The organism is Pedobacter sp. CAN_A7 (assembly GCF_015752175.1).
Taxonomy (GTDB): Bacteria; Bacteroidota; Bacteroidia; order Sphingobacteriales; family Sphingobacteriaceae; genus Pedobacter.
In genome coordinates this window covers 619,845-642,281 of record NZ_JADOUW010000003.1, presented here as the reverse complement: position 1 = coordinate 642,281, position 22,437 = coordinate 619,845, and the positions used below count along the sequence as shown (strand labels likewise).

Below are 22,437 nucleotides of genomic sequence, written 5' to 3'. Positions count from 1 at the left end.
AAATGGAGCAACAACTAGTTGAAATGGAAAAAAAGCCAAACATGTTGGCTTTTAAAGCAGCGGCAGCTTATGCGGTGTATTTTTTAGTGCTGATTTATGTATTTAAGTGGCTTGGTATCAATACCAGCGACCCTAATCTTTCCATGGCAGAGAAAATCGTTTCATCGGCCTTGTCATACATTCCTTTCATTTTAGCTATTATTTATGTTCAATATACCCACCGCTTAGAATTAGGGGGGTACATTACCTTCGGCAGGGCTTTTTCTGCAGGTTTTAAAGTAGCGGCCTACACTGGCCTGTTCATAGCGGTCATCTTAATACTTTATTATAAAGTGTTAGATACCCCAGCCTTTGTATTGCTGATGGATAACGCTTTAGAAGCAGCAGGAGACGATGAGAATCAAATTAAGGGCGTTGAAATGATGCGTTCTTATATGGTATTCTTTATTGGATTCGGTGCGGCCATTACCTACACTTTCTTCGGATTGGTGATCAGTTTGATCGGCGCATCCGTATTAAAGAAAGTTAAACCTTTGGACGAGTACTAATTACAACAACTTCCGAATTAAATAACTTATTTTTTCGTAGGCGGTGAAGCTCAGCTTCACCGCCTTTTTTTATCGGCTTTTATCAGTGTCCAGAAATGTTTAACTAGCAATAAACAATTTGACACCTATCAACGTTTATAGTGCATGCCAGAAACGCCCTACCAAAATGATAACGTGCTGCCTAAAGGAACAGGCTGGATTAAATCTGTTTCCTACCTTTTAGACGAACAATTCCGTCTTCCCGGCACTAAATTCAGGTTCGGCCTCGATCCAGTCATGAACCTGATCCCCGGCATCGGTGATATTTCAGGCTTCATCATCTCCGGCGGCTTGCTCCTGGCCATGGCTAAAAAAGGAGCCAGCAACAAAATTGTGGTGTTAATGTGCCTCAATATCCTGCTTGACGCCACTATCGGCGCCATTCCCATCATCGGGCAAATCTTCGACTTCTTCTTCAAATCCAACACCCGCAACCTCAAACTCATGCGCGAGCATTACATCGAAGGTAAACACCAGGGCAGCGGTAAAAACGTCATTATAATCACCGTCATTATCCTAATCATCCTGCTCGCCATCCTGGTCTTCACCATGGTTAAACTTGCACAATGGATTTTTAGTTGGTTTTAATGCTTAACAGTCAATGCTATTCATAACCACCTGTGTTAAATAACAGTCATCGCTATATACATCTTACCTGCTCCCTGCCGGACAACACCCCCTCCGTACTGGGTGTATCAGCGAATTACACCAGAAAAAATTCAATGTCCATGAACGGGCCTCAACAGGATTTCCCTTCAGAAATACTGTAGTCCGTGAATGGATATTGAATTTTATCGCTAAATTCGCACCTCACCCAGCAACATTAAATGGATATCTCTATTGTCGTCCCCTTATATAATGAAGAAGAATCCTTACCAGAGTTAACCGAATGGATAGCAAAAGTAATGACTCAACACCAGTTTACTTACGAACTCCTTTATATAGACGACGGCAGTACAGACCAATCCTGGGCAATTATTGAAGACCTTAAACGCACAAACGACAACGTAAAAGGCATTAAATTCAGAAGAAACTACGGCAAATCAGCAGCTTTAAATGTAGCCTTTGATGCGGCGCAGGGCGATGTGGTGATTACCATGGATGCCGATTTACAAGACAGTCCGGATGAGATTCCAGAATTGTTCCGTAGAATTAAAGAAGAAAAATACGATTTAGTTTCCGGTTGGAAGAAAAAACGCTACGACCCGATTACGAAGACCATACCGACTAAATTATTCAATGCGGCCACGCGTAAGATGTCGGGCATTCATTTAAACGATTTCAACTGCGGCTTAAAAGCCTATCGCAAAGAAGTGATCAAAACGATCGAAGTCTACGGCGAGATGCACCGCTATATCCCTGTCATTGCAAAATGGGCAGGATTTAAGAAAATAGGCGAGCAGGTGGTAGAACATCGTGCACGCAAGTACGGCGTCACTAAGTTTGGGATGAGCCGATTTATCAATGGCTTTCTCGATTTACTATCCATCTTTTTTGTGGGCAAGTTTGGCAAACGCCCGATGCACTTTTTTGGATCCATGGGCGTACTCAGTTTTGTAGTAGGTACCTTGATGGCCTTGTACATGATTGGGGTAAAACTTTACCACATTGCGGCAAGCATTCCTTATAAAAGAGAAATTACCGACCAGCCCTTGTTTTACATCGCTTTAGTAGCCATTATTGTGGGCTCACAGCTATTTTTAACAGGATTTGTGGCCGAGTTGGTTACCCGGAATGCGCCGGAGCGCAACCAGTACCTCATAGAAAAGGAAATACTTTAAAGGATGTTTTTTTCGGTAATTATCCCCCTATACAACCGTCCGCAGGAGATTGACGAGTTGCTGGCCACGCTGACCAAACAAACCTATACCCAGTTTGAGGTATTGGTGATTGAAGATGGTTCGGTGCAAGATGCGAAAGCCATTGCAGCGAAATATGCCAGTCAGCTCGACTTACGTTATTTCTTTAAACCTAACGAAGGGCAGGGCTTTACCCGGAACTTCGGTTTTAAAGAAGCCAAGGGCGATTACTTTGTGATCTTTGATTCAGACTGTCTGATTCCTGAAGATTACCTGGAGACGGTGAAAGACTACCTTTTTGAACACCAGTTAGACGCTTATGGCGGACCAGATGCGGCACACGAAAGTTTCACGCCTATCCAGAAAGCCATTAGTTATGCCATGACCTCACCTTTTACTACGGGAGGCATCAGGGGCAATAAAAAACACATCGGGCAGTTTCATCCCCGCAGTTTTAACATGGGCGTATCCAGAGAGGTATGGGAAAAAGTAGGCGGGTTTAAATTAACCCGGTTAGGAGAAGATATAGAATACAGCATCAGGATTCATGAAGCAGGTTTTAAAATCGGTTTGATCCCAGCGGCAAAGGTGTTTCATAAACGGCGGACTAGCTTTGCACAGTTTTACAAACAGCTGCATTTCTTTGGAAGGGCCAGGATCAATATCTATAAACACTTTCCTGCAGAACTGAAGCTGGTACATTTCTTTCCGGCCTTTTTCACCATGGGGTTAATATTAACCTTGTTATTAAACATAGTGTATATGCCTTTGGCGTATATTTGTAATATCGTATTTCTGTTCTACTTTGGCCTGTTATTTTTCCATGCCTGGACGGTTAACAGATCAATAAAAGTTGCATATTTGAGTGTTGTAGCTGCATTTATTCAATTGACAGCCTATGGCTTGGGCTTCATACAAGATTTTGTAAAAAGAGTAGTATTAAACAATAATGATTGAATATTTAAAAGACACCACGTTTACTGTTAATGAGGTCATTGGTAAGGCCTGGGCGGTAACCAAAAGAAATTATTTCTCTTTGGCTACCTTATGTTTCCTGATGTTTTTAACCTCGAACGCATCGGGGATGATGGCGTTCTTTTTAAAAGATGTAAACAAGGGATTGAGCTTTTTTATGGCGGCCATGTTTGTGATGTTTTATTTCACCATCAACCTGTCGCTATTGAAATACATTTTCCATTTACTGGACGATGAGGAAAACGATGTCAGCATTGTGAGTACCTTGCCTACACGGCAGCAGATCATCCGTTTTTTAATCGCGATGTGTTATTTTATGGCCTGTATTGTTGGCGTTTACCTGTTGGTCATTCTGATTGGTTTCCCATTTATTTACACCGGCATTAAAATGTCCATCATTACCAATGTAGCCATATCTGTGGGTACTATCGCCATTTTCATTACCTGGGTAAGGATATCCTTTTTCCCATTTTTTATCATCGATAGAAACGAGCCCCCATTTGGATCCATTAAATTTAGTCTGGCCATTACCAAAGGAAACTTTACTAAAATATTGTTGTTGTCGTTGGTATTGGGAACGTTTTATATTTTATACCTGGTGTTAAGTTACCTGCAATGGCCGGTCATTTCGTTTGTGGTCAATGTATTAAGTTCATTTATCATTGTTCCCTTATCGAATGTTGCTTTAACCATTGCTTACCGCAAGATGATGGGGGAGTATAAAGGCGACGCCGAACCAGATATCATACATAATATTGTTTAATTAACCGATGGGATTAAAAGCAGCGTTAAGCAAGCCATTCGCCGCCTTTATTGTTGGCCGCATTAAGAAATGGAAAGAAAATGCAGTACAGGCACAAACGAAAACCCTTAGTGAATTGGTTGACCTGGCAAAGGCCACATCCTTTGGGAAAGACCACCAGTTTGCTGCGATAAAAAACTACGAAGACTTTAAAAAGCAGGTGCCCATCAGGGACTACGAAGCTTTAAAACCCTATATCGACCGTGTGGTTGCAGGTGAAAAAGATGTGCTGTGGAAGGGGAAACCCGAATACTTCGCTAAAACGTCGGGCACTACCTCGGGCGCTAAATACATTCCGATTTCTAAGGAATCCATGCCGGAGCATTTAAAAGCCGCAAGGAATGCGCTGTTAACCTATATCCATGAAACAGGGAAAGCCGATTTTGTAAACGGCAAAATGATCTTTTTACAGGGAAGCCCGGTGATGACGGTTAAAAACGGCATTAAAATCGGCAGGTTATCTGGCATTGTGGCCAATCTGGTGCCCGCTTATTTACAGCGTAACCGACTGCCATCTTATCAAACCAATTGTATTGAGGACTGGGAAGAAAAGGTGTTGGCGATTGTCGGGGAGACCATGCATGCTGATATGACCTTGATTTCAGGGATCCCACCCTGGGTACAAATGTATTTTGATAAACTGACGGAGCAATCGGGTGGTAAAAAGATCAAGGACATTTTCCCCAATTTTAAGCTCTTTGTATACGGAGGTGTGAATTATGAGCCTTATCGTGCAAAAATCGAAGCCAGTATTGGGCGCAGGATCGATGCCATAGAAACCTATCCGGCTTCGGAAGGCTTTATTGCTTACCAGGACAGCCAAAAAGAGCAAGGGCTGTTGTTATTGGCTGATGCAGGTATGTTCTACGAATTTATCCCTGCAGATGAATATTATAACGACAACCCTACACGTTTAAGTTTGGGCGAAGTGGAGCTGGAAACCAATTATGCGCTGATTCTGAATACCAATGCCGGTTTATGGGGATACAGCATTGGCGATACGGTGAAATTTGTGAGTAAAAACCCTTTCCGCATTGTAGTAACGGGCAGGATCAAACACTTTATCTCGGCCTTTGGCGAACATGTGATTGGTGAGGAAGTAGAACATGCCTTGCTGAGTGTAGCCAATGAAGAGGGAGTGGGTATTACAGAATTTACGGTAGCTCCACAGGTAACAGACCCTGAGGGCGGTTTACCTTACCACGAGTGGTTTGTAGAGTTTTCCAAGGCGCCGGAAGACCTGCTGCGGTTTAGCAAAAAGGTGGACGAAGCCCTGCAAAAGAAAAATATTTACTATTTTGACCTGATTGAGGGTAAGATATTGCAGCCGCTTATTATCCGCAGTCTGCAAAAAGAAGCCTTTGTAAACTACATGCGTGCCGAAGGCAAGCTGGGTGGACAGAACAAAGTACCTCGTTTAGCCAACGACCGGAAGATTGCCGATGGCTTAAACAAATACAGGGTTAAATAACATCGTCTGCAAAAAGACGTTTAGAGGAGATAAAACAGTTGACAATTAAAAATATAAGCATACTAGGGTCTACCGGTTCGATCGGCACGCAAGCCCTGGAAGTTGTTCAGGCTAATCCCGAACGCTATCGTGTTATTGCCTTAACGGCCATGCATAATGATGAGTTACTCATTCAGCAGGCATTGCTATTTAAACCAGCGATGGTGGTGATTTGTAATGAGAAAAAATTTGCAAACGTAAAACACGCCCTGGCTGGAACCGGCATTAAGGTGCTGACTGGCGAAGAAGCCCTTTGTGAAGCGGCAAGCCAGGCCGAAGCAGACCTGGTCATTACAGCGTTAGTCGGTTCGGTGGGTTTACGCCCTACCATTGCAGCCATTGAAGCAGGTAAAGACATCGGTTTAGCCAATAAAGAAACGCTGGTGGTTGCCGGCGAATTGATTACCGACCTGGCCAAAAAACACCAGGTGAAAATTATTCCGGTAGATTCAGAACATTCGGCGATATTCCAATGCCTGGTAGGTGAGGAAGAAAACCCGGTGGAGAAGATCTATTTAACGGCTTCCGGCGGACCATTTCGTGGCAAAGACCGTGAATATTTAGCCCAGGTAACTAAACTACAGGCTTTAAAACACCCCAACTGGGTGATGGGCGCCAAAATCACGATTGATTCGGCCTCGATGATGAATAAAGGCCTGGAGGTGATTGAAGCCAAGTGGCTGTTTGATTTGAAAGCCGAGCAGATTGATGTGATTATCCATCCACAATCGGTTATCCATTCTATTGTACAATTTGAAGACGGATCCATGAAGGCACAGCTCGGTTTACCCGATATGAAGCTGCCGATCCATTATGCCCTGGCTTACCCGAAACGGGCAAAAAGCCAGTTCCCGAGGTTTAATTTTCTGGATTACCCATCTTTAACCTTTTTTCCACCAGACAATGAAAGTTTCAGGAATTTAGATTTAGCCTTTGCGGCGATGAAACAAGGTGGTAATATGCCTTGTATTGTGAACGCAGCCAATGAGGTAGTGGTGAATGCGTTTTTGGAAGACCGTGTAGGTTTTCTGGAAATGAGTGACATTATTGAACGGTGTATGCGCGACATGCAGTTTGTTGGGCAACCAACGCTGCATAATTATTTAGAAACCGACCAGCATACCCGTATATTTGCCGGCGAGCTGGTAACAAAGTAAAATTTATTTATCTAATTAAAAAACATTAAGACTATATATGAGCGGACTGATTATGGCGGCCCAGTTGTTACTGGGGTTATCGATATTAGTAATATTACACGAATTAGGACATTTTTTGGCGGCGAGGGCTTTTGGGATTAAGGTAGAGAAGTTCTATTTGTTTTTCGATGCCTGGGGCGTAAAATTATTTAGTATCAAAAGAGGCGACTGTGAGTACGGTATCGGCTGGCTGCCTTTAGGTGGTTATGTGAAGATTGCCGGGATGATTGATGAGTCGATGGATACCGAACAGATGAACCAGCCTCCACAGCCTCACGAATTCAGGTCTAAACCAGCATGGCAGCGCTTAATTGTGATGTTAGGTGGGGTAGTGGTAAACATTATTGTGGGTATCCTGATTTTCTGGATGCTGACGTTCAAATACGGCGAAACCTTTATTCCAAACAGCTCTGTACAGAGTGGAATTAACCCAGGTTCGATTGGAAAAGAAATCGGCTTGAAAAAAGGCGACCGTGTCATTGCAGTGAATGGCACCAAAGTGATCCGTTTCGACGAATTGATTAGTCCGGAAGTTTTATTGGGTAACACGAACCTGACGGTCGTTAGAGAAGGAAAACCGCTATACATCAAGGTTCCTGATAACATTCTAAATAAAGTATCAGACTTAGGTATTGAAGAATTTATTAGTCGCGCACCTTTGTTAACCTCTACTGTAGATAGTGTGGTTGTAGATAAACCAGCATTTACGGCAGGTATACAAAAAGGCGACAGAATTGTGGCTATTAACAATACCCCTGTAAAATACAATGTGGATGTTGTTGAAGAAGTTCAAAAGTTAAAAGGTAAAGAAGTAGCTTTTACAGTGAATCGTGCTGGCGAAAATGTGAACTTAAATGTTCCTGTTGATACAGCTGGTTTAGTAGGCATCGGCTTTAACAGCGAAGAGATTAAAGTGGAAACCATTAATTATGGCTTCTTTCAGGCACTTCCTATTGGGATCAATCAAGCCTGGGAGCAGTTTAGCACGAATGCTAAAGGGATTGGTAAAGTATTGACGGGATCTGTTCAAGCCAACAAAGCTTTTTCTGGTCCGGTGGAGATTGCACGTAAGGTTTACGGTGGCGAGTGGATCTGGGCTAGATTCTGGGCTTCTACGGCATTTATATCTATTGCGTTAGCGTTTATGAACCTTTTACCTATTCCTGCCTTAGACGGCGGCCATGTGGTGTTCTTGCTGATCGAAATGGCCAAAGGGAAACCACTTGGCGATAAGTTTATGGAAAGAGCACAAATGGTAGGTTTCGTGATTTTACTATCGCTAATGGTATTCGTACTCGGGAACGACATTTTTAAGGCCGTCATCGGTAAATAGCGCAATATGGATTATTTCGAGCTATATGGTTTGCCTGTTACTTTTAACCCCGATCAAAAGGTGGTTAAACAGAAGTTCTATGAACTGAGTAAAAAGTTCCACCCTGATTTCCATATCAATGAAAGTGCGGAGAAACAGGAGGAGGTGTTGTTAATGTCGACCATGAACAACAAGGCTTACCAGGTACTGACTGATCCGCAGAAACGCCTGCACTATATCCTAGAGTTAAAAGGATTGATCCAGGAGGGTGAGAACTACGTTTTGCCTCAGTCTTTTCTCATGGACATGATGGAGGTGAATGAGGCGCTGATGGACCTTGAGTTCGAACCGGATGCAGCGAAGCTGCTGGAGGTGCGAATGTCTGTTGATGAGATCGAGAAAGGTTTATTTGATGAACTTTCTGTATTGACTACTGGCTTTGAGGCTTTGCCTGAAGCCGAGCAACAGGAGTCATTGTTGAAGATTAAGGATATTTACTACCGTAACAAGTATTTGTTACGCATTGGCGAGACGCTGAGTAAGAAGTAGGTTAGTATTATTGTTATTATAGGTTTTAGCCTTTGTTATTGTAGGGTTTAACATTTGTTATCGAAGGTTTTAACCTTCGATATTTTATAAGAAGAGCGGCTGTATCATGTAAAAATGATGCAGCCGCTTTTTCTTTTAGTGAAATTCGACATTGGTTCTTCCTGAATCCAGATTGATTATAGGTTAAATCTGTAATGAGTCCAAGTTATAGGTCAAATACTTGGTTTCAACTTGGACTGAACTTGGACTGAACTTGGACTCAGGACGAGCTGCTGTCGGATTCTTGTGACGGGATTGTACGAAAAATGTTAGTTTTCTCGGTATTGGGTGTTATAGAAAATTTCGTTTTTTCAAATAGTTAGGTGGTTAATTTTAATTTTATTGCAGGAGAGTCCTTGCCTTTTGATTCAGCTCTTCTTAGTTCCCTGGGTAAGCCTTAATGAGCAGTACTTTTAATTACCGTACCTAGCCTGGGAGGCTTTAGGTTCTTAGAAGTTAATGCAGTGTCAAAAAGGCAATTAAAAATATTTTAGTGGTTTGTTTGCTGTATTTTCGGCAAACACACGATTAAATATATGAATAGTTTATCAATTTTTAGAAAAGTTGCTGTCCTGGAAGGAATTTCTTACATCCTTTTAATTTTTATTGCGATGCCATTGAAGTACTGGGCAGATATGCCGCTAGCGGTTAAGTATACTGGCTGGGCGCATGGTGTGCTATTCGTTTTATATATCGCTTGTTTTATATTGGCCTGGATGGACCAGAAATGGAGTATTGGTAAGTCGGCATTAATTGTTGGGGCTTCGTTACTTCCATTCGCTCCGTTTTATGTGGATAAGAAGCTGAAGGAAAATAATTAAAATAAATCTTGCGAAATAGCGGTGCAATGATTAGGTTTGCAACCCGCTAACAAAGCAAATGCCCAGCTGGCGGAATTGGTAGACGCGCTGGTCTCAAACACCTGTGGGAAACCGTGCCGGTTCGACTCCGGCGCTGGGTACGCTAAAAGCCTTAGAGAAATCTAAGGCTTTTTTGGTTTTATTAGGTATTTTAGATGTCTTATGCTAAATGACTTGCTCATCATTCGAAATGATTTATTGGAGGCTTACCTTAAGGAAGTGCCAACCAATCTTCAGAAGGCCTTTGATGATTTCATGATGCTGAATTATCCACAGCAAATTTTAGCTTTTATACTTTTGTTTCGTCTGTGTTTTCTAGCAAGATAGAGGGAGAAGCCATTGAACTTGATTCTTTCATCAAGTATAAAAGAGATGGCATTCTGTTTCAGGCTGACTACACCCAAAAGATTGATGACTTATATAATGCCTATATTTTTGCTCAGACTCATCAGCTAAGCGAATCAAATATAGCTGAAGCACATAAACTATTGAGTCAGCATATCCTGGATAAAAATGCACAGGGCGTGCTTCGTATGCAAAATATGTATGTTTCTACACCTGATGGCAGAATAGAGTATGTAGCAGCGTTACCTGGTCAATTGAAAGAGGAAATGGCTAAGTTTTACGCTGACCTCAGTGTATTGGTCAAAGCTGATCTTTCTGTTCCTGAAGTATTTTTCTATGCCGCTATGCTACACTTGGTATTTGTGAAAATTCATCCTTGGAATGATGGAAATGGAAGAAGTGCCAGGCTAATTGAAAAGTGGTTCATTGCGGAGAAACTGGGTAAAAATGCCTGGTTTTTATCGAGCGAAAAACATTATTATCATCAACATCAGCTTTATTATGAGAATATACGGAAGCTGGGTTTGGAGTATGGAGAGTTGGATTATAATCAGGCTTTGCCTTTATTGTTGATGTTGCCGGGGGGTGTACTAAGGTAATAATATTTTGTAGGCGGTGGCCTTCTATAATATTTTATACTTGGTTCTTTTTATTTGTCGCCAATTTTAGCACCTTGATTTGAATTATCCACTTTTTAAAATATTTGTCAACATTCGTTATTTTGCAAAATCAGCGGAAAGCCATTAAATAGAGTCGCTGCATCGGCATCCAATTTGCAACCTGCATATTTAACCTTTGAACTAAAAAAACAGATACTTTCTAATACCGTATTTCCCAATACCAATTTCGTCAGGTAAGTAATGATTATTGATTTGAAGTAGTGATTTATTGGCGCTATTGTTTATTAAATGCCTGTAATATCGCCAAGTTTAAGTCTAGAATATTTTTGGCGATAAGGGACATTCGTTGCAATGTTATCCATATATGTTTGTTATAATTAATGTTTTTGTATTGAATCACTCTTTAAATACCTAAATATAAAATTTCCACGGTAACTTAACTAGCCATATAATTGTTTAAATTTGAGTGAATTAACCAAATTGCCAATGCAAATTAATGACCCAAACCGTATACTCGCTGTACAAATTGTTGAAAAGCTATGTGAAGACTTACTAATTCCAACATCAAGCAAAGACCAAATTCAGGCACTTATTGCTGAGGGCAAAATGAACGAAAGGTACTGGATTGGTGCTTTTGAAAAAAAAATTGACCTCGCAACCGCAGAATATGATGAAACTGAAAACTATTGAAGTCGATAAATTCCGTGGAGCCACTCGGCCGCTTAAACTAGAATTTAACCCTTCCAAACCCATTTCAATGATTTTCGGAGAGAATGGAAATGGTAAATCAAGTATCGCAGATGCTTTCATCGTTCTTTGTACTGATAATTTAGGTTCAATACGAGACAAATCATCCATTGATAAAGAATTTATACGTTCGTTGGGTAGCGATGCCAAAGATTTGAAGATTAAGCTAGCCACCGACAGTGGTATCTTCAACACGGCGCTTAATGCATCTGGTACCGGATTTATTAAAACACCATCAGCCGGTTTCCCCGTGGTCAGGCACTTGCGCAGGAGCCATATTATTCATTTAATTGACGCCGAGCCAGCCAAAAGATATGAAGTGCTGAAAGACTATATTGATGTGGGTGAAATTATGAAATGTGAGGAGGAGCTTAGAAAAGCAAAGAAATCAGCCGTCTTAGCGTTTAGCCAACTGAAAGCAGTTATAAATTCGGCTACAGAAACTCTCATAAAAAGCTGGCAGTTGGAAAATAGTCCTATGGGTAGCTGGGAGATCTGGGCAAAGGCCGAAAGCAGTAAGGATATATCAAAGCTGCTGGAACGTCAGGGAAAGATCAAGCAGGTTTTACAGGATTGGATTACTCTACTTTCGAAAAGGGATGACGTCAAAAAAACAAATGCAAAATATGGGGCAAATATCAAAATCGAACGGGCAGCAGTCGAAAAGATCCAGGGGCTCAATCGGGACAATCCTTTGAATGATTTCTCGATATTAAAAGTACTTAGCGAAGCAAATAGCTACATTTCAGGGAAAGCTGAAACTGAACTTTGTCCAGTGTGTGATCAAGGTATTAATAAACAGCAATTACTTTCTTCTCTAAAGGAGAAAATATCTAAAATGAATATTTTCCAGGCTGCCCAGAAAGTTCAGGAAGAAGCGAAAAAGCTGAAAGACCAGACTGAATCCACTCTAAAAACTCAGGTCAGTTCTTTTATAGAAAACTTGGAAGTTTTCATTCCAGCATTAAAAAAGATGTTGGCACCCGATGACCCACTAATATCAAACGTTGAACAGTTTGAAAAATCATCCGGCAATAATGAAAAATACAAATTGTTTAATGCCTGCAATGTAGCTGTCCAAATGTTTGTTGGTGACTTGCAAGCTGAAAGTGAAAATATTGAGAAGTCAAAAAATCAGCATAATTTAATCAAACAGCAATTTGAAGCACTAGTTAAATCAACTAAACAACAAGGTAAAGCAGAACAACTAGCGCTTATGACCGCATCTGCACTGTCCATTGTCGAGACCTCCAGAAAAGAGTTTATAGATCAGGAACTCAATTCCATTTCAGGTGATGTAGAATTACTCTACCAGAAAATGCATCCCGATGAAAATCTTGGTGGCATTCGAATTTTTCTAAAACCTAATGCTAAAAATTCCCTTGAACTCAATGCTGATTTTCACTCACAAAGCTCAATTACTCCGCAATCGGTATACAGTGAATCTCACCTTGATACGTTAGGTATTTGTATTTTTTTGGCGCTTGCCAGAAAATACAATGAGGAGGACACCATTCTGATACTAGATGACGTGGTAATGTCGGTCGACGAAACCCATCTAGATCGTTTCATAGAAATACTCCATGAACAGGTAAGCGCTTTTGCGCATATATTAATTACGACACATTACCGCCCCTGGAAAGACAGATACAGATTTAGCAGAGCTCCATCACATCAGGTACATTTTATAGAACTTAGAAACTGGAGCATAGAGAATGGAATACGGACTCAAAATGGGAAAATTGATCTAGAAGAACTCAGAAAGGCACTTGATAGTCCTGAATTCGACAGGCAAAGGATTTCCAGCCTGGCCGGTACAGTGTTAGAAAATGTTCTAGATTTCATTTCTGTTAAGTATGCATGTAAAGTCCCCCGGAAATCAAAAAGTGAATATGTGTTACGGGAGTTACTCGATTGTATATCATCAAAACTTCAGAAGGTACTTAAAGTGCAGCATTTCAAAAAAGATGAGCTGGGTGCTTATGATTATTCCGCTTTTGTAAAAGAACAGGAACTTAAGCCCTTGCTGGATGCACTCAAACAACTTTCAGCAGTGCGAAACCAGGTTGGTGCACATTATAATTTCGATGGGTCGCTGGTGTCTGACCGGGACGTAGAAGCTTTTGGGGAATTGGTTTATGAATTTACGCATAATTTAGTTTGTCCAGAAAAGGGTAACTTTCCTGACCGTAATAAGTCTGGATCATACCTGGAAACTATCGAGGGTTCGATCAGGTTATTCCCATTAACTGAACCGTCAACTTAACATAACCAACAGACGGGCAGATTATATTATTGGCGACTCCGTTTCTATCACTAAGAGATATTTCTTAAAAATCTGAAAATTAAATGTATTGGAACTACTGTAGTTTGCAGGAATAATCGCCCTTTCTTCGATCATAAAAATATTTGTTTTTAAATTATGGGAAACCATAATTTGTATGTGATGCTTTTTCCTATTTTTCCCAAATAAAACGAAACGATGATTAATCACAAAGACAATATTAATCCAAACTAATGTCAACTAGAACATCTGCATTAGAGTTATTGCGCAGGTCACTCCAAAACCAATCTGCAAATTTTAGGGAAAATCAATGGGAAGCTATCGATCTAGTTGTTAATCAAAAAAAGAAATTACTAGTTGTCGAGAGAACCGGTTGGGGGAAAAGTTCAGTCTATTTTATCAGCACTAAAATATTGAGGAATCAAGGACGTGGACCCACTATTATCATATCACCATTGTTGGCGTTAATGAGAAATCAAATTGAATCAGCAGAACGATTGGGCGTAAGGGCGGAGACGATAAACACGAGTAACATAGAAGAGTGGGAGCAGATCAAACAAGCTGTACTCGATGATAAAGTAGATGCTTTGCTCATCTCTCCAGAACGTTTGGCAAATGAGAAATTTGTCTCTACTTTTTTGGAAAAAATTGCAGATCGTATTGGCTTATTCGTGGTAGACGAAGCGCATTGTATTTCCGATTGGGGGCATGATTTTCGTACGGACTACCGCAGGATTACCAATATTCTGAAAATGATGCCGGATGGAATGCCAATACTAGGAACAACTGCTACAGCGAACGATCGGGTTATAAATGATATTGTAAACCAGTTAGGCGATGTTAAAGTAATACGCGGTCCATTAACGAGAGATAGTATTTCTTTGCAAAATATCGAAATGGCGGATCAAGCGGAACGGTTAGCATGGTTGGTTGAAAATGTTCCCAAGATGCCTGGAAGCGGCATCATTTATACCTTAACGAAACGTGACGCGAAATTGGTAAGTGAATACCTAAATAAAAATAAGATAGCTGTAGCTCCATATTTTTCCGGGGCGGAGGATGGTGAATTGACAAGCGATGAACACCGGGAACAGCTTGAGGCGATGCTTCTTGGAAACAAGATTAAAGCTTTAGTATCTACCTCAGCACTTGGTATGGGCTATGATAAACCCGATTTAGGATTTGTTATACATTTTCAGGCTCCGGGTTCGATTATAGCCTACTACCAACAAGTAGGAAGGGCGGGGCGTAATATCCAAGATGCTTACTGCATATTACTCTCAGGTAAAGAGGATGATGATATACACGATTATTTCAAAAAATCTGCTTTTCCAAGTTTACATGATGTTGAAATGATCCTTGGAGAATTGGAAAAGAGCGACGGCCTTTCTATTCCTAAACTGGTTGAGCAGATAAACCTTACTAAAGGACAAATAGAAAAAGTGCTTAAATACCTAACTGTTGAAGATCCTTCTCCAATCTATAAGGATGGGACAAAATACATGCGGACAGCTGTCGACTATCAGTTAGATACTGGAAAAATAAAACGGCTAAAGGATCAGAAAGCCCTTGAATGGGTAGAGGTAAAAGATTACGTCCAGCACACTGGATGTTTGATGAACTATCTTCAGGAAGTTTTAGATGATAATATCATGAATCCTTGTGGCAAGTGTGAATATTGCCGAGGGGCAGCTATTTTTACAAAGCAAGTAAGTCATGCACTTATCCTGGATGCTTCAACTTTTTTAAGGCATTCGGAATTCTTTGTAGGTCCTAGAAAGCAAATTAATAAGGGAGCATTGCAGGAATATCTTATCCCGGCAAAGATACCTTTAAGTCTGCTGTCTGAAGGAACTTGGGTCCTGTCTAGGTGGGGTGATGCGGGCTGGGGGCACTTGGTTGCTGAGGATAAGCATAAGGGAGGCTTCAGGGGAGAACTAGTGGAAGCGATGGGAAATATGATCAGCCATAAAATCGATCGCAATAACTTCCCGTGCTGGGTAACGTGTGTTCCCTCAAATAGACATCCTGAACTTGTACCTGATTTCGCTAAGCGGCTTGCCGATAGTTTGGGATTACCATTTTATCCCTGTGTAACGAAAATAAAAGACACAAATCCACAAAAAGAACAACAAAATAGTTATTTCCAATGCTTAAATTTGGACGGCGCATTTAAGGTCGAAGGAAAAATCCCTGAAGGCCCTGTGCTATTGTTGGATGATGCAATCGATTCAGGATGGACCTTTACCATAATTGCGGCTTTATTGCGCCAGGCTGGTAGTGGTCCGGTTTATGCGGCTGCGTTGACCTCAACAGCAGTTAATTAGTTAAACATGACCGAAAGAACCAAAGCAACATTATTGTTCACTGCCTATTTTTCTAAAACGACAGATAAGGTGCATAAACCACTGTCGTTGACAGAATGGAACAAATTTGTAAGATGGCAGCAGACCAAAAACCTGAGCCCGGAAATATTTCTGAGTAATGAATCGGAGACTATTCTAGCAGATTGGAACGATCAGGGGATTAGTAAAAACAGATTATTGGGCCTTTTGGAAAGAAAGGCAGCCTTGGGTATTGCATTGGATAAGTGGAGCCGAGCTGGTGTCTGGATAATAAATAGGGGTGATCAAGACTACCCATCTAAAATCAAGGAGAAACTAAAGGGGTTGGCACCTAGTATTTTTTTTGGTATCGGAAACAAGGAGTTGTTACAACAGCATTATGCCGGAGTAGTTGGTTCAAGGGCAACTGATGAACTTGATTTGGAGCATTCTAATCAAATCGGCCAAAAGATGGTACAACAAAAATATGGTATTGTATCAGGCGGAGCGAAAGGAGTGGATGAAGCGGCTATGCTAGGAGCATTGGATGCAGGTGGTAGCAGTGTAGGGATTTTAGCAGATTCCCTTATTAAAAAGTCTGCCAGCTCACAGTATCGTAAGCACATAGTCTCCGGAAAACTCGTGCTGATGTCTCCTTACAATCCTGAAGCAGGATTTAATGCAGGCAATGCAATGTCCAGAAATAAGCTGATTTACAGCATGTCCGATTTTTCTATCGTAGTTAAATCAGATATCAAAGGTGGCACTTGGGAAGGTGCTAAAGAAAACCTGAAAAATGACTGGGTACCCTTATGGGTTTTTGATAGTGAAGAAAAAGGAAACCGTGAGATTTTAAAGCTTGGTGCAAAATTGCTTGTTGATGTGTCTGGTATATCAGCTGAGTCTTTGAAAAATCCTGCAAAGGATAGTAACCAAGGAACTTTATTTGAAAAAGAACCAAAACCTTCGATGAAAGGCCATAAACATGCTGTAAATAAAGAGATTGGGACTTCTTCGACTTCTGAATGTGATCTTTCGAAAGAAAACAATGAACATGGAACAGAATTCTATGAACTATTTTTGACCCAATGGCGCCATTTATTTAAATCAGGTCCCGTCTCAAAGGAGATGCTTTGCACTCGACTTGGTTTAACTATTTCACAAGTAGAAATATGGCTCGAAAAAGCTCTTTCTGTACAATCAGTAAGCAAGCAAAATGAAGAAGATGAAACTTGGTATTCAGCAATAACACGTTGATCACCACATTTAGATCATTAAGTTATACGCAACCCTGTTAATTAACTTAAAGCAATTAGCTTTTTATCAATTGATAATAAAGGCAAAATCTTTAGGTGGATGGGTTAAGTTTATAACGGTTTATCCATACAAAGCGGTTCAATGATGCACCAGTTGACTTATTCCTAAGCATTATTTTGACTGCCTAACCGTGTTAAACCTTTACACCTTCAAGGAACAAGTTCTTTAACTCGCGTAGAGATTGTAATAATTGAATGATTTTAAACAGGTTTAAGATTCAGTAATGCTCGTTGACTTTGTACCCTAATTTTAATACGTTACGAAAGTGTTGTCTGAAAAGAATGTGGAGACACACCACTTCTATAAGCTAGCAAATAAGCTTAATTGGTTGCAAACAGGTAGAACTTCTTCAGCAAGGTGAGGAGGATAAAACACCCCTGTTATAACAAATGGATTAGTAGATCGTCTGCGATGCCACTGTTGTGTTGTGCCTAAAAATAAATATATATCCCTTAACATAAAATTATCCCAGTATTGCTCTTTAACCTTTTGTACCGCTATCAATTCATCCTTATGTATGGCCAGACAATTGAAAAATAGCTGCCCAATTTCCCAATCTTCAATCATAAGTCTAGCTTTACGGCCATTGCAGTCTTCAAACCGGTAAAAGAACTTATATGGAATTTTTTTGATCAGTTTTCTTGGTACACCATTTTTTTTAGGTGTATAAAACATATCGTATTGTTTTAACTGCTCTTGCCATTCAGATTTCCATTCCCTTTCATCCTCTTCATGATCAAATCCGATAAATCTTGTTGGTTTGAAGGTAGCCAAGGAAACATTGGTAGGATCTTGGGAATCTGCGACTAACTGAGTCAGGTCAGTATAAACATTTTTTGTGCAAAGCTCTTTTCTTTTAAGCCAAGAAGCGTGCCTTGCCTTCTTTCCGCCTTTAACGGATATCCCGTCTAAGATATTAATGTCTGAAAAGTTACGATTTAGTGGTGAGTAGCTTTCTGGCCGGAAATCGTCTTTCCGTCGCTCAAGTTCTAACTCTATCCATGTGAATTTGTAAGTTTCGACTATTCCATCATTGCGAAGCCCGGAAAGAAATTTAAATGGAACTGGATAGATCCTGATCCAGGTACCGTCCTCAAGCACTCCAGCGGTGCAAACGAGTTCATCATAACTTCTGGAAGGGAGTGGATAGGTGGTAACGACAATGAGAACCTTTTTTTTGGACATACGATTTATATATGGCGCAATTCATAGTCCCAGTGTTTCAGTTTACTTATGGCTTCAGCTAGAGGTTTACGATGACACTGGCAAATGTCTGCTTCAAAGCAAGTTAATGCAATCCGGTGGTTTTCATGTAATAATTCTAAAATTTTTTCCTGGCTATCAACTGATTCAATAAGAACTGTGTTTTTATAGTCTTCGAATAATGCATCGTAATCACTTTGTTTGTTAAGCTCCTGTCGTAGTTGTGATTTAATGCCAACCTCTGGAAGGTGCATATATTTTACCCCTACACTTTCGCATGCCTTCTGCAAGGTGCCTTTTGAAAAACCAAATTTCATGCTTAATGCATTGTTCCTAACATCACAAAGTAGTCTAACGTCATTTTGAATAAGTTTGTTCAAGTACTCCTCCAAACTCCGTCCTTCATAACCTATGGTAAAAAGCACAGATTTTTGCTTCACAGGTCTTGCTGCAATCACCCTTGCATACTGTTCTTCGTTAAGCAAATTTTTAGCAATTGTACTGTTAATCGCATAATAAGGGTGAGATAGGTACGTGGACTTTACCAGTTCCCTACTTGTTTTCAACCCATAAATCTGTTTCAGGCTTTTAATGGCCTGCCGATCAGTGATCTTAAGTTGAGCAAGATAATCTAATTCGGTAATGTGGCGAATCTCATTATCTTCCAAGGAAATAATGTTGTACTTCACTAGTGTATTTACATCAGCCATACTTTGAAAGGAATAGCATCCGTATTTGTAGGGAACAAAATAATAATCTTGTTTTTTTTGAAACCGTGACAATAGGAAAAGCAGCTTTTGCAACCTGGTTTTATCCAGGTGGTTTCCGAACTCCTGTAATAACCCTAGAAGCAATTTTCTTCTGTAATACATTTTGCAAAGGTAAGTATTTAACGACACTTAAATTGGAACTGGCCTACATCTCCGCATGGGTGTACTGCATGGTTTACTTGATTGTTTTAAAATAGGTATTAGTAGAGATTCTTCAGGCCGATAATTGCGTTGAGGATAATTCATTACCTTACAGATATAAAATTATTTTATCTTACTTCCAAATATGTTTAGACGGTGGTCATTCATCTACCGTCAATTAAGCTGCTTTTTCGTTTACACCGTCAAAGAACGTCTTAACGTAATGCACGATCTTTTCTAAAACCCTGGGTACTTTGGTCTGGCGCTCCAGTAATTTAGGTTTCTCCTGTAAGGCATTAACGATATCTTCTCGTAGAGGAGTGCGCTCATTATACAGGTAGTTTTCAATTACTTTTTGAAGCTCTGCAGGTTTAAGACCTTCTTCAGCGACCAGGACTTCAAAAGCAGCTACCTTCTCTTTAGTCCAGAATTGGCCAAACTGCTTAGTTACGTCGTCGGTTTTCTGAATGTGAGGGATGTTTTCAGCAATGAACTTCTCGATAAGTTCCTTTTTACTACGAAGCTGAACAGTTCCATCAATAAGATCCTTAATCTGTTTCTCATTTCGCTTTTTCTCCTTTTCATCTGTACCAGTAAGTTTAGCAAGGAGGGCTAAAATGTAATCTACGTTGATTTCATCTCTATGGATCAACTCTAACTCAAAGTCTACATCATCTAGTATAGACACCTTTTCTTTATCAGGCCCTTTTGAACTTTCATAAATATCCAGGTATTTACTCTTATAATCAGCAAACTCCTGTGGATCCATTTGTATGTCTTCAGGCTTAAAGTCTGCAAAGCTTGTTAAGATGTTGTTGATGCGTATCAAATTACGGAACGCTTGTACAAAGAGCATTTTCTCCCGTTCACTGGTTAAATCTGTTACACTATCTACTGTTGGTGTAATCTCCATCAACTCAGCATAAGCCTTGTTAAACTTGGCAACATAATCCTCGTATGGTTCCATGACGATGATATCCTTTGCATTTTTATCTGAAAAAAGTGCAATGGCCTCATCTGTGGCCTCTTTTAAGTTACGGAAACAAACGATGTTCCCTTGAGATTTCAATTCGTTTAAAATACGGTTGGTACGTGAAAAAGCCTGAATTAAACCATGGTATTTCAGGTTTTTATCTACGTAGAGTGTATTTAAAGTCTTGCTGTCAAACCCAGTGAGAAACATATTGACTACCAAAAGTAAGTCAATCTGTTTTTCCTTTACCTTTTTAGCAATATCATTGTAATAAAGGTAGAAAGAGTGACTATCCCTGGTGCTGAACTTGGTGCCAAACATTGCATTGTAATCTGCTATGCAACCTTCCAGGACGTCGCGGCTGTGTTGAGTTTTGTAACTTTCCAATGGTTCAGCGGCCATATCGAAAATGTCTGTTTCTTCAATAATACCGTTTGCGTCCTTATCGTCCTCGTTTGCACCGTAGGAGAATATAGTAGCAATCCTTAATTTATGCTTGCCTTCCTCTTTTTTCGTTTTAAACAACTCATAATACTTTGTAAGTGTTTCTATGCTGCTGACACAAAACATCGCTGTGAAGGTCTTGCTATGTGTTTTACGGTCATGATTATCGATCACGTAGTCAGTGATTTTCTCCAGACGTTTAGGGCTCTCCAAGAGCTCTTTTGTGTCTATGTCTTCTACAGGAATATCTACATAGGTGGGTTTGTCTAATTTGTCTTTATAGCGACCAACGTACTCAATTGAAAACTTCAATACATTGTCGTCCGCAATTGCATCAGTGATGACATACTTGTGAAGGCAATCGTCAAATAATTCAGTGGTCGTCCTCTTACCGTTAGCGTTTCCTACGGCGTTCTTCGCGAAGATAGGAGTACCGGTAAATCCAAACATTTGGTGGTTGTTGAAAAAGTTTTTAATGCGCTTATGAGTGTCACCAAACTGACTGCGGTGGCATTCATCAAAAATAAAAACGATACGCTTATTCTGGAGTTTCTCCATCTTGCTATAATACCGTTTGTTAAACACAGCATTGTTTAGCTTCTGGATGGTTGTTATGATTAATTTAGTATCATCAGTAAACTTCGATACTAGTGATTGTGTGTCTTCGGTTTCGTCAACGCTACCTTTACTAAAGCTGTTGAACTCCTTATTTGTCTGGTAATCCAGATCTCGACGGTCGACTACAAATACAATCTTATGCACTTTCGGTAAGTCCATCAACAGCTGACTGGCCTTAAATGATGTAAGTGTTTTTCCTGAACCCGTGGTGTGCCAGATATAGCCGTTTTTCTTGCTGGTCTTAACCCTATCAAGCAAAGCTTCCACTGCAAAGTATTGATAAGGCCTCAATACCATAAGTGCTTTATTGGTTTCGTTTAACACGACGTATTTCGTTACCATCTTCGCCAGGTGACATGGCTCTAGGAAGATGTCAGCAAAGGATTCCAACTGGGTTATGTTCTTGTTTTCCCTATCTGCCCAGTAAAATGTTTGCTTGAAATTGAGATCTGTTATCCGGTTGTTCGCGTAATACTTGGTGTTAACCCCATTACTGATGACAAATAACTGAACATATAAAAATAAGCCATCAGAAGAGCCATAGGAGTGCCTGTGGTAACGATTGATCTGATTAAAGGCTTCTTTTAATTCCAAGCCTCTTCTTTTAAGCTCTATCTGGACTAAAGGCAATCCGTTAATGAGAATGGTTACATCGTAGCGGTTTTTATAACTACCTTCTATTGTGATTTGATTGGTGACTTGGAATTCATTTTTGCACCAGTGTTCCTGGTTGATGAATTGCACGTACTCGGTGGTGCCGTCATCTTTTGATAGGGCATACCTATCACGGAGGATCTTTGCTCGTTCAAACACGCTACTTGCCTTGTTTAACTGGTTGAGTATTTTGGCGAATTCAGCAGGGGAGAACTTGGTGCGGTTATGCTTTTCGAGTTGTTTTTTTAAGTTGGCAAGTAGCGCGGTTTCGTCTTTAATGGTAACGGCTTCATGGCCTAATTCATTGAGCTGCTTAACGAGGTTTTCTTCTAGTACTTGTTCTGATTGGGTGGTCATAGTGAGAGCGT

The 22,437-nt window shown here is 40.4% G+C and carries 18 protein-coding genes and 1 tRNA gene; 16 read left to right on the top strand and 3 right to left on the bottom strand.

Going from position 1 to position 22,437, the window contains the following annotated elements; all coding sequences use genetic code 11:
- Positions 1-2 precede the first annotated feature (2 nt).
- The 16 genes from IWX76_RS14230 to IWX76_RS14155 all read left to right on the top strand — a co-directional run bounded on the left by IWX76_RS14230 (position 3) and on the right by IWX76_RS14155 (position 17,206).
- Entirely contained in the window at positions 3-548 is a 546-nt protein-coding gene (locus tag IWX76_RS14230; protein ID WP_196860657.1) for a DUF4199 domain-containing protein, read from the top strand.
- 144 nt (positions 549-692) lie between these two features.
- Positions 693-1,175 (top strand): DUF4112 domain-containing protein, encoded by a 483-nt coding sequence (locus IWX76_RS14225; RefSeq protein WP_196860656.1) that lies wholly within the window; start codon positions 693-695, stop codon positions 1,173-1,175.
- Between the two features lie 239 nt (positions 1,176-1,414).
- Positions 1,415-2,368 carry a glycosyltransferase family 2 protein gene (locus IWX76_RS14220; protein WP_196860654.1) on the top strand — a complete coding sequence of 318 codons (954 nt, stop codon included), beginning with the start codon at positions 1,415-1,417 and terminating at the stop codon, positions 2,366-2,368.
- Between the two features lie 3 nt (positions 2,369-2,371).
- Positions 2,372-3,343 (top strand): glycosyltransferase, encoded by a 972-nt coding sequence (locus IWX76_RS14215; RefSeq protein ID WP_196860653.1) that lies wholly within the window; start codon positions 2,372-2,374, stop codon positions 3,341-3,343.
- Positions 3,336-4,124, top strand: a complete 789-nt coding sequence (locus IWX76_RS14210) for a hypothetical protein (RefSeq protein WP_196860651.1) — start codon at positions 3,336-3,338, stop codon at positions 4,122-4,124. The genes IWX76_RS14215 and IWX76_RS14210 overlap by 8 nt, the downstream gene beginning before the upstream one ends.
- A gap of 7 nt (positions 4,125-4,131) precedes the next feature.
- Positions 4,132-5,634 (top strand): GH3 auxin-responsive promoter family protein, encoded by a 1,503-nt coding sequence (locus IWX76_RS14205; RefSeq protein WP_196860650.1) that lies wholly within the window; start codon positions 4,132-4,134, stop codon positions 5,632-5,634.
- Positions 5,635-5,678: 44 nt separating this feature from the next.
- On the top strand, positions 5,679-6,830 hold the full coding sequence (locus tag IWX76_RS14200; RefSeq protein ID WP_196860813.1) for a 1-deoxy-D-xylulose-5-phosphate reductoisomerase: 1,152 nt from the start codon (positions 5,679-5,681) through the stop codon (positions 6,828-6,830).
- Positions 6,831-6,867: 37 nt separating this feature from the next.
- On the top strand, positions 6,868-8,202 hold the full coding sequence (gene rseP / locus IWX76_RS14195; RefSeq protein WP_196860648.1) for an RIP metalloprotease RseP: 1,335 nt from the start codon (positions 6,868-6,870) through the stop codon (positions 8,200-8,202).
- Positions 8,203-8,208: 6 nt separating this feature from the next.
- Positions 8,209-8,730: a Fe-S protein assembly co-chaperone HscB gene (gene hscB / locus IWX76_RS14190; protein ID WP_196860646.1), complete on the top strand. Its 522-nt coding sequence runs from the start codon at positions 8,209-8,211 to the stop codon at positions 8,728-8,730.
- A gap of 575 nt (positions 8,731-9,305) precedes the next feature.
- On the top strand, positions 9,306-9,590 hold the full coding sequence (locus IWX76_RS14185) for a DUF3817 domain-containing protein (protein WP_196860645.1): 285 nt from the start codon (positions 9,306-9,308) through the stop codon (positions 9,588-9,590).
- 60 nt (positions 9,591-9,650) lie between these two features.
- Positions 9,651-9,730 (top strand) — tRNA-Leu (locus tag IWX76_RS14180).
- Positions 9,731-9,937: 207 nt separating this feature from the next.
- Positions 9,938-10,573, top strand: coding sequence for a Fic family protein (locus IWX76_RS14175; RefSeq protein ID WP_196860643.1), 636 nt, complete (start codon positions 9,938-9,940; stop codon positions 10,571-10,573).
- A 483-nt stretch (positions 10,574-11,056) separates the two neighbouring features.
- Positions 11,057-11,284, top strand: a complete 228-nt coding sequence (locus IWX76_RS14170) for a hypothetical protein (protein WP_196860641.1) — start codon at positions 11,057-11,059, stop codon at positions 11,282-11,284.
- Positions 11,262-13,607, top strand: coding sequence for an AAA family ATPase (locus tag IWX76_RS14165; protein ID WP_196860639.1), 2,346 nt, complete (start codon positions 11,262-11,264; stop codon positions 13,605-13,607). The genes IWX76_RS14170 and IWX76_RS14165 overlap by 23 nt, the downstream gene beginning before the upstream one ends.
- Positions 13,608-13,858: 251 nt before the next feature.
- The gene (locus tag IWX76_RS14160; RefSeq protein WP_196860637.1) at positions 13,859-15,952 is read left to right on the top strand and encodes a RecQ family ATP-dependent DNA helicase; all 2,094 of its coding nucleotides are present in this window, start codon (positions 13,859-13,861) and stop codon (positions 15,950-15,952) included.
- Between the two features lie 6 nt (positions 15,953-15,958).
- Positions 15,959-17,206 (top strand): DNA-processing protein DprA, encoded by a 1,248-nt coding sequence (locus IWX76_RS14155; protein WP_196860635.1) that lies wholly within the window; start codon positions 15,959-15,961, stop codon positions 17,204-17,206.
- 360 nt (positions 17,207-17,566) lie between these two features.
- Here the strand turns inward: IWX76_RS14155 and IWX76_RS14150 are convergent, their stop codons facing one another.
- The 3 genes from IWX76_RS14150 to IWX76_RS14140 all read right to left on the bottom strand — a co-directional run bounded on the left by IWX76_RS14150 (position 17,567) and on the right by IWX76_RS14140 (position 22,426).
- Complete coding sequence (locus IWX76_RS14150) at positions 17,567-18,451, bottom strand: hypothetical protein (RefSeq protein WP_196860633.1); 885 nt, start codon at positions 18,449-18,451, stop codon at positions 17,567-17,569.
- 5 nt (positions 18,452-18,456) lie between these two features.
- Complete coding sequence (locus IWX76_RS14145) at positions 18,457-19,341, bottom strand: DUF488 domain-containing protein (RefSeq protein ID WP_196860632.1); 885 nt, start codon at positions 19,339-19,341, stop codon at positions 18,457-18,459.
- A gap of 217 nt (positions 19,342-19,558) precedes the next feature.
- On the bottom strand, positions 19,559-22,426 hold the full coding sequence (locus IWX76_RS14140; protein WP_196860631.1) for a type I restriction endonuclease subunit R: 2,868 nt from the start codon (positions 22,424-22,426) through the stop codon (positions 19,559-19,561).
- Between the last annotated feature and the right edge of the window lie 11 nt (positions 22,427-22,437).

Excerpts from the sequence above, each read along its gene's own strand:
- IWX76_RS14230 (WP_196860657.1), top strand. The coding sequence starts at position 3 with ATGGAGCAACAACTAGTTGAAATGGAAAAAAAGCCAAACATGTTGGCT.
- IWX76_RS14225 (WP_196860656.1), top strand. The coding sequence starts at position 693 with ATGCCAGAAACGCCCTACCAAAATGATAACGTGCTGCCTAAAGGAACA.
- IWX76_RS14220 (WP_196860654.1), top strand. The coding sequence starts at position 1,415 with ATGGATATCTCTATTGTCGTCCCCTTATATAATGAAGAAGAATCCTTA.
- IWX76_RS14215 (WP_196860653.1), top strand. The coding sequence starts at position 2,372 with ATGTTTTTTTCGGTAATTATCCCCCTATACAACCGTCCGCAGGAGATT.
- IWX76_RS14210 (WP_196860651.1), top strand. The coding sequence starts at position 3,336 with ATGATTGAATATTTAAAAGACACCACGTTTACTGTTAATGAGGTCATT.
- IWX76_RS14205 (WP_196860650.1), top strand. The coding sequence starts at position 4,132 with ATGGGATTAAAAGCAGCGTTAAGCAAGCCATTCGCCGCCTTTATTGTT.
- rseP (WP_196860648.1), top strand. The coding sequence starts at position 6,868 with ATGAGCGGACTGATTATGGCGGCCCAGTTGTTACTGGGGTTATCGATA.
- hscB (WP_196860646.1), top strand. The coding sequence starts at position 8,209 with ATGGATTATTTCGAGCTATATGGTTTGCCTGTTACTTTTAACCCCGAT.
- IWX76_RS14185 (WP_196860645.1), top strand. The coding sequence starts at position 9,306 with ATGAATAGTTTATCAATTTTTAGAAAAGTTGCTGTCCTGGAAGGAATT.
- IWX76_RS14165 (WP_196860639.1), top strand. The coding sequence starts at position 11,262 with ATGATGAAACTGAAAACTATTGAAGTCGATAAATTCCGTGGAGCCACT.
- IWX76_RS14160 (WP_196860637.1), top strand. The coding sequence starts at position 13,859 with ATGTCAACTAGAACATCTGCATTAGAGTTATTGCGCAGGTCACTCCAA.
- IWX76_RS14155 (WP_196860635.1), top strand. The coding sequence starts at position 15,959 with ATGACCGAAAGAACCAAAGCAACATTATTGTTCACTGCCTATTTTTCT.
- IWX76_RS14150 (WP_196860633.1), bottom strand. The coding sequence starts at position 18,451 with ATGTCCAAAAAAAAGGTTCTCATTGTCGTTACCACCTATCCACTCCCT.
- IWX76_RS14145 (WP_196860632.1), bottom strand. The coding sequence starts at position 19,341 with ATGTATTACAGAAGAAAATTGCTTCTAGGGTTATTACAGGAGTTCGGA.
- IWX76_RS14140 (WP_196860631.1), bottom strand. The coding sequence starts at position 22,426 with ATGACCACCCAATCAGAACAAGTACTAGAAGAAAACCTCGTTAAGCAG.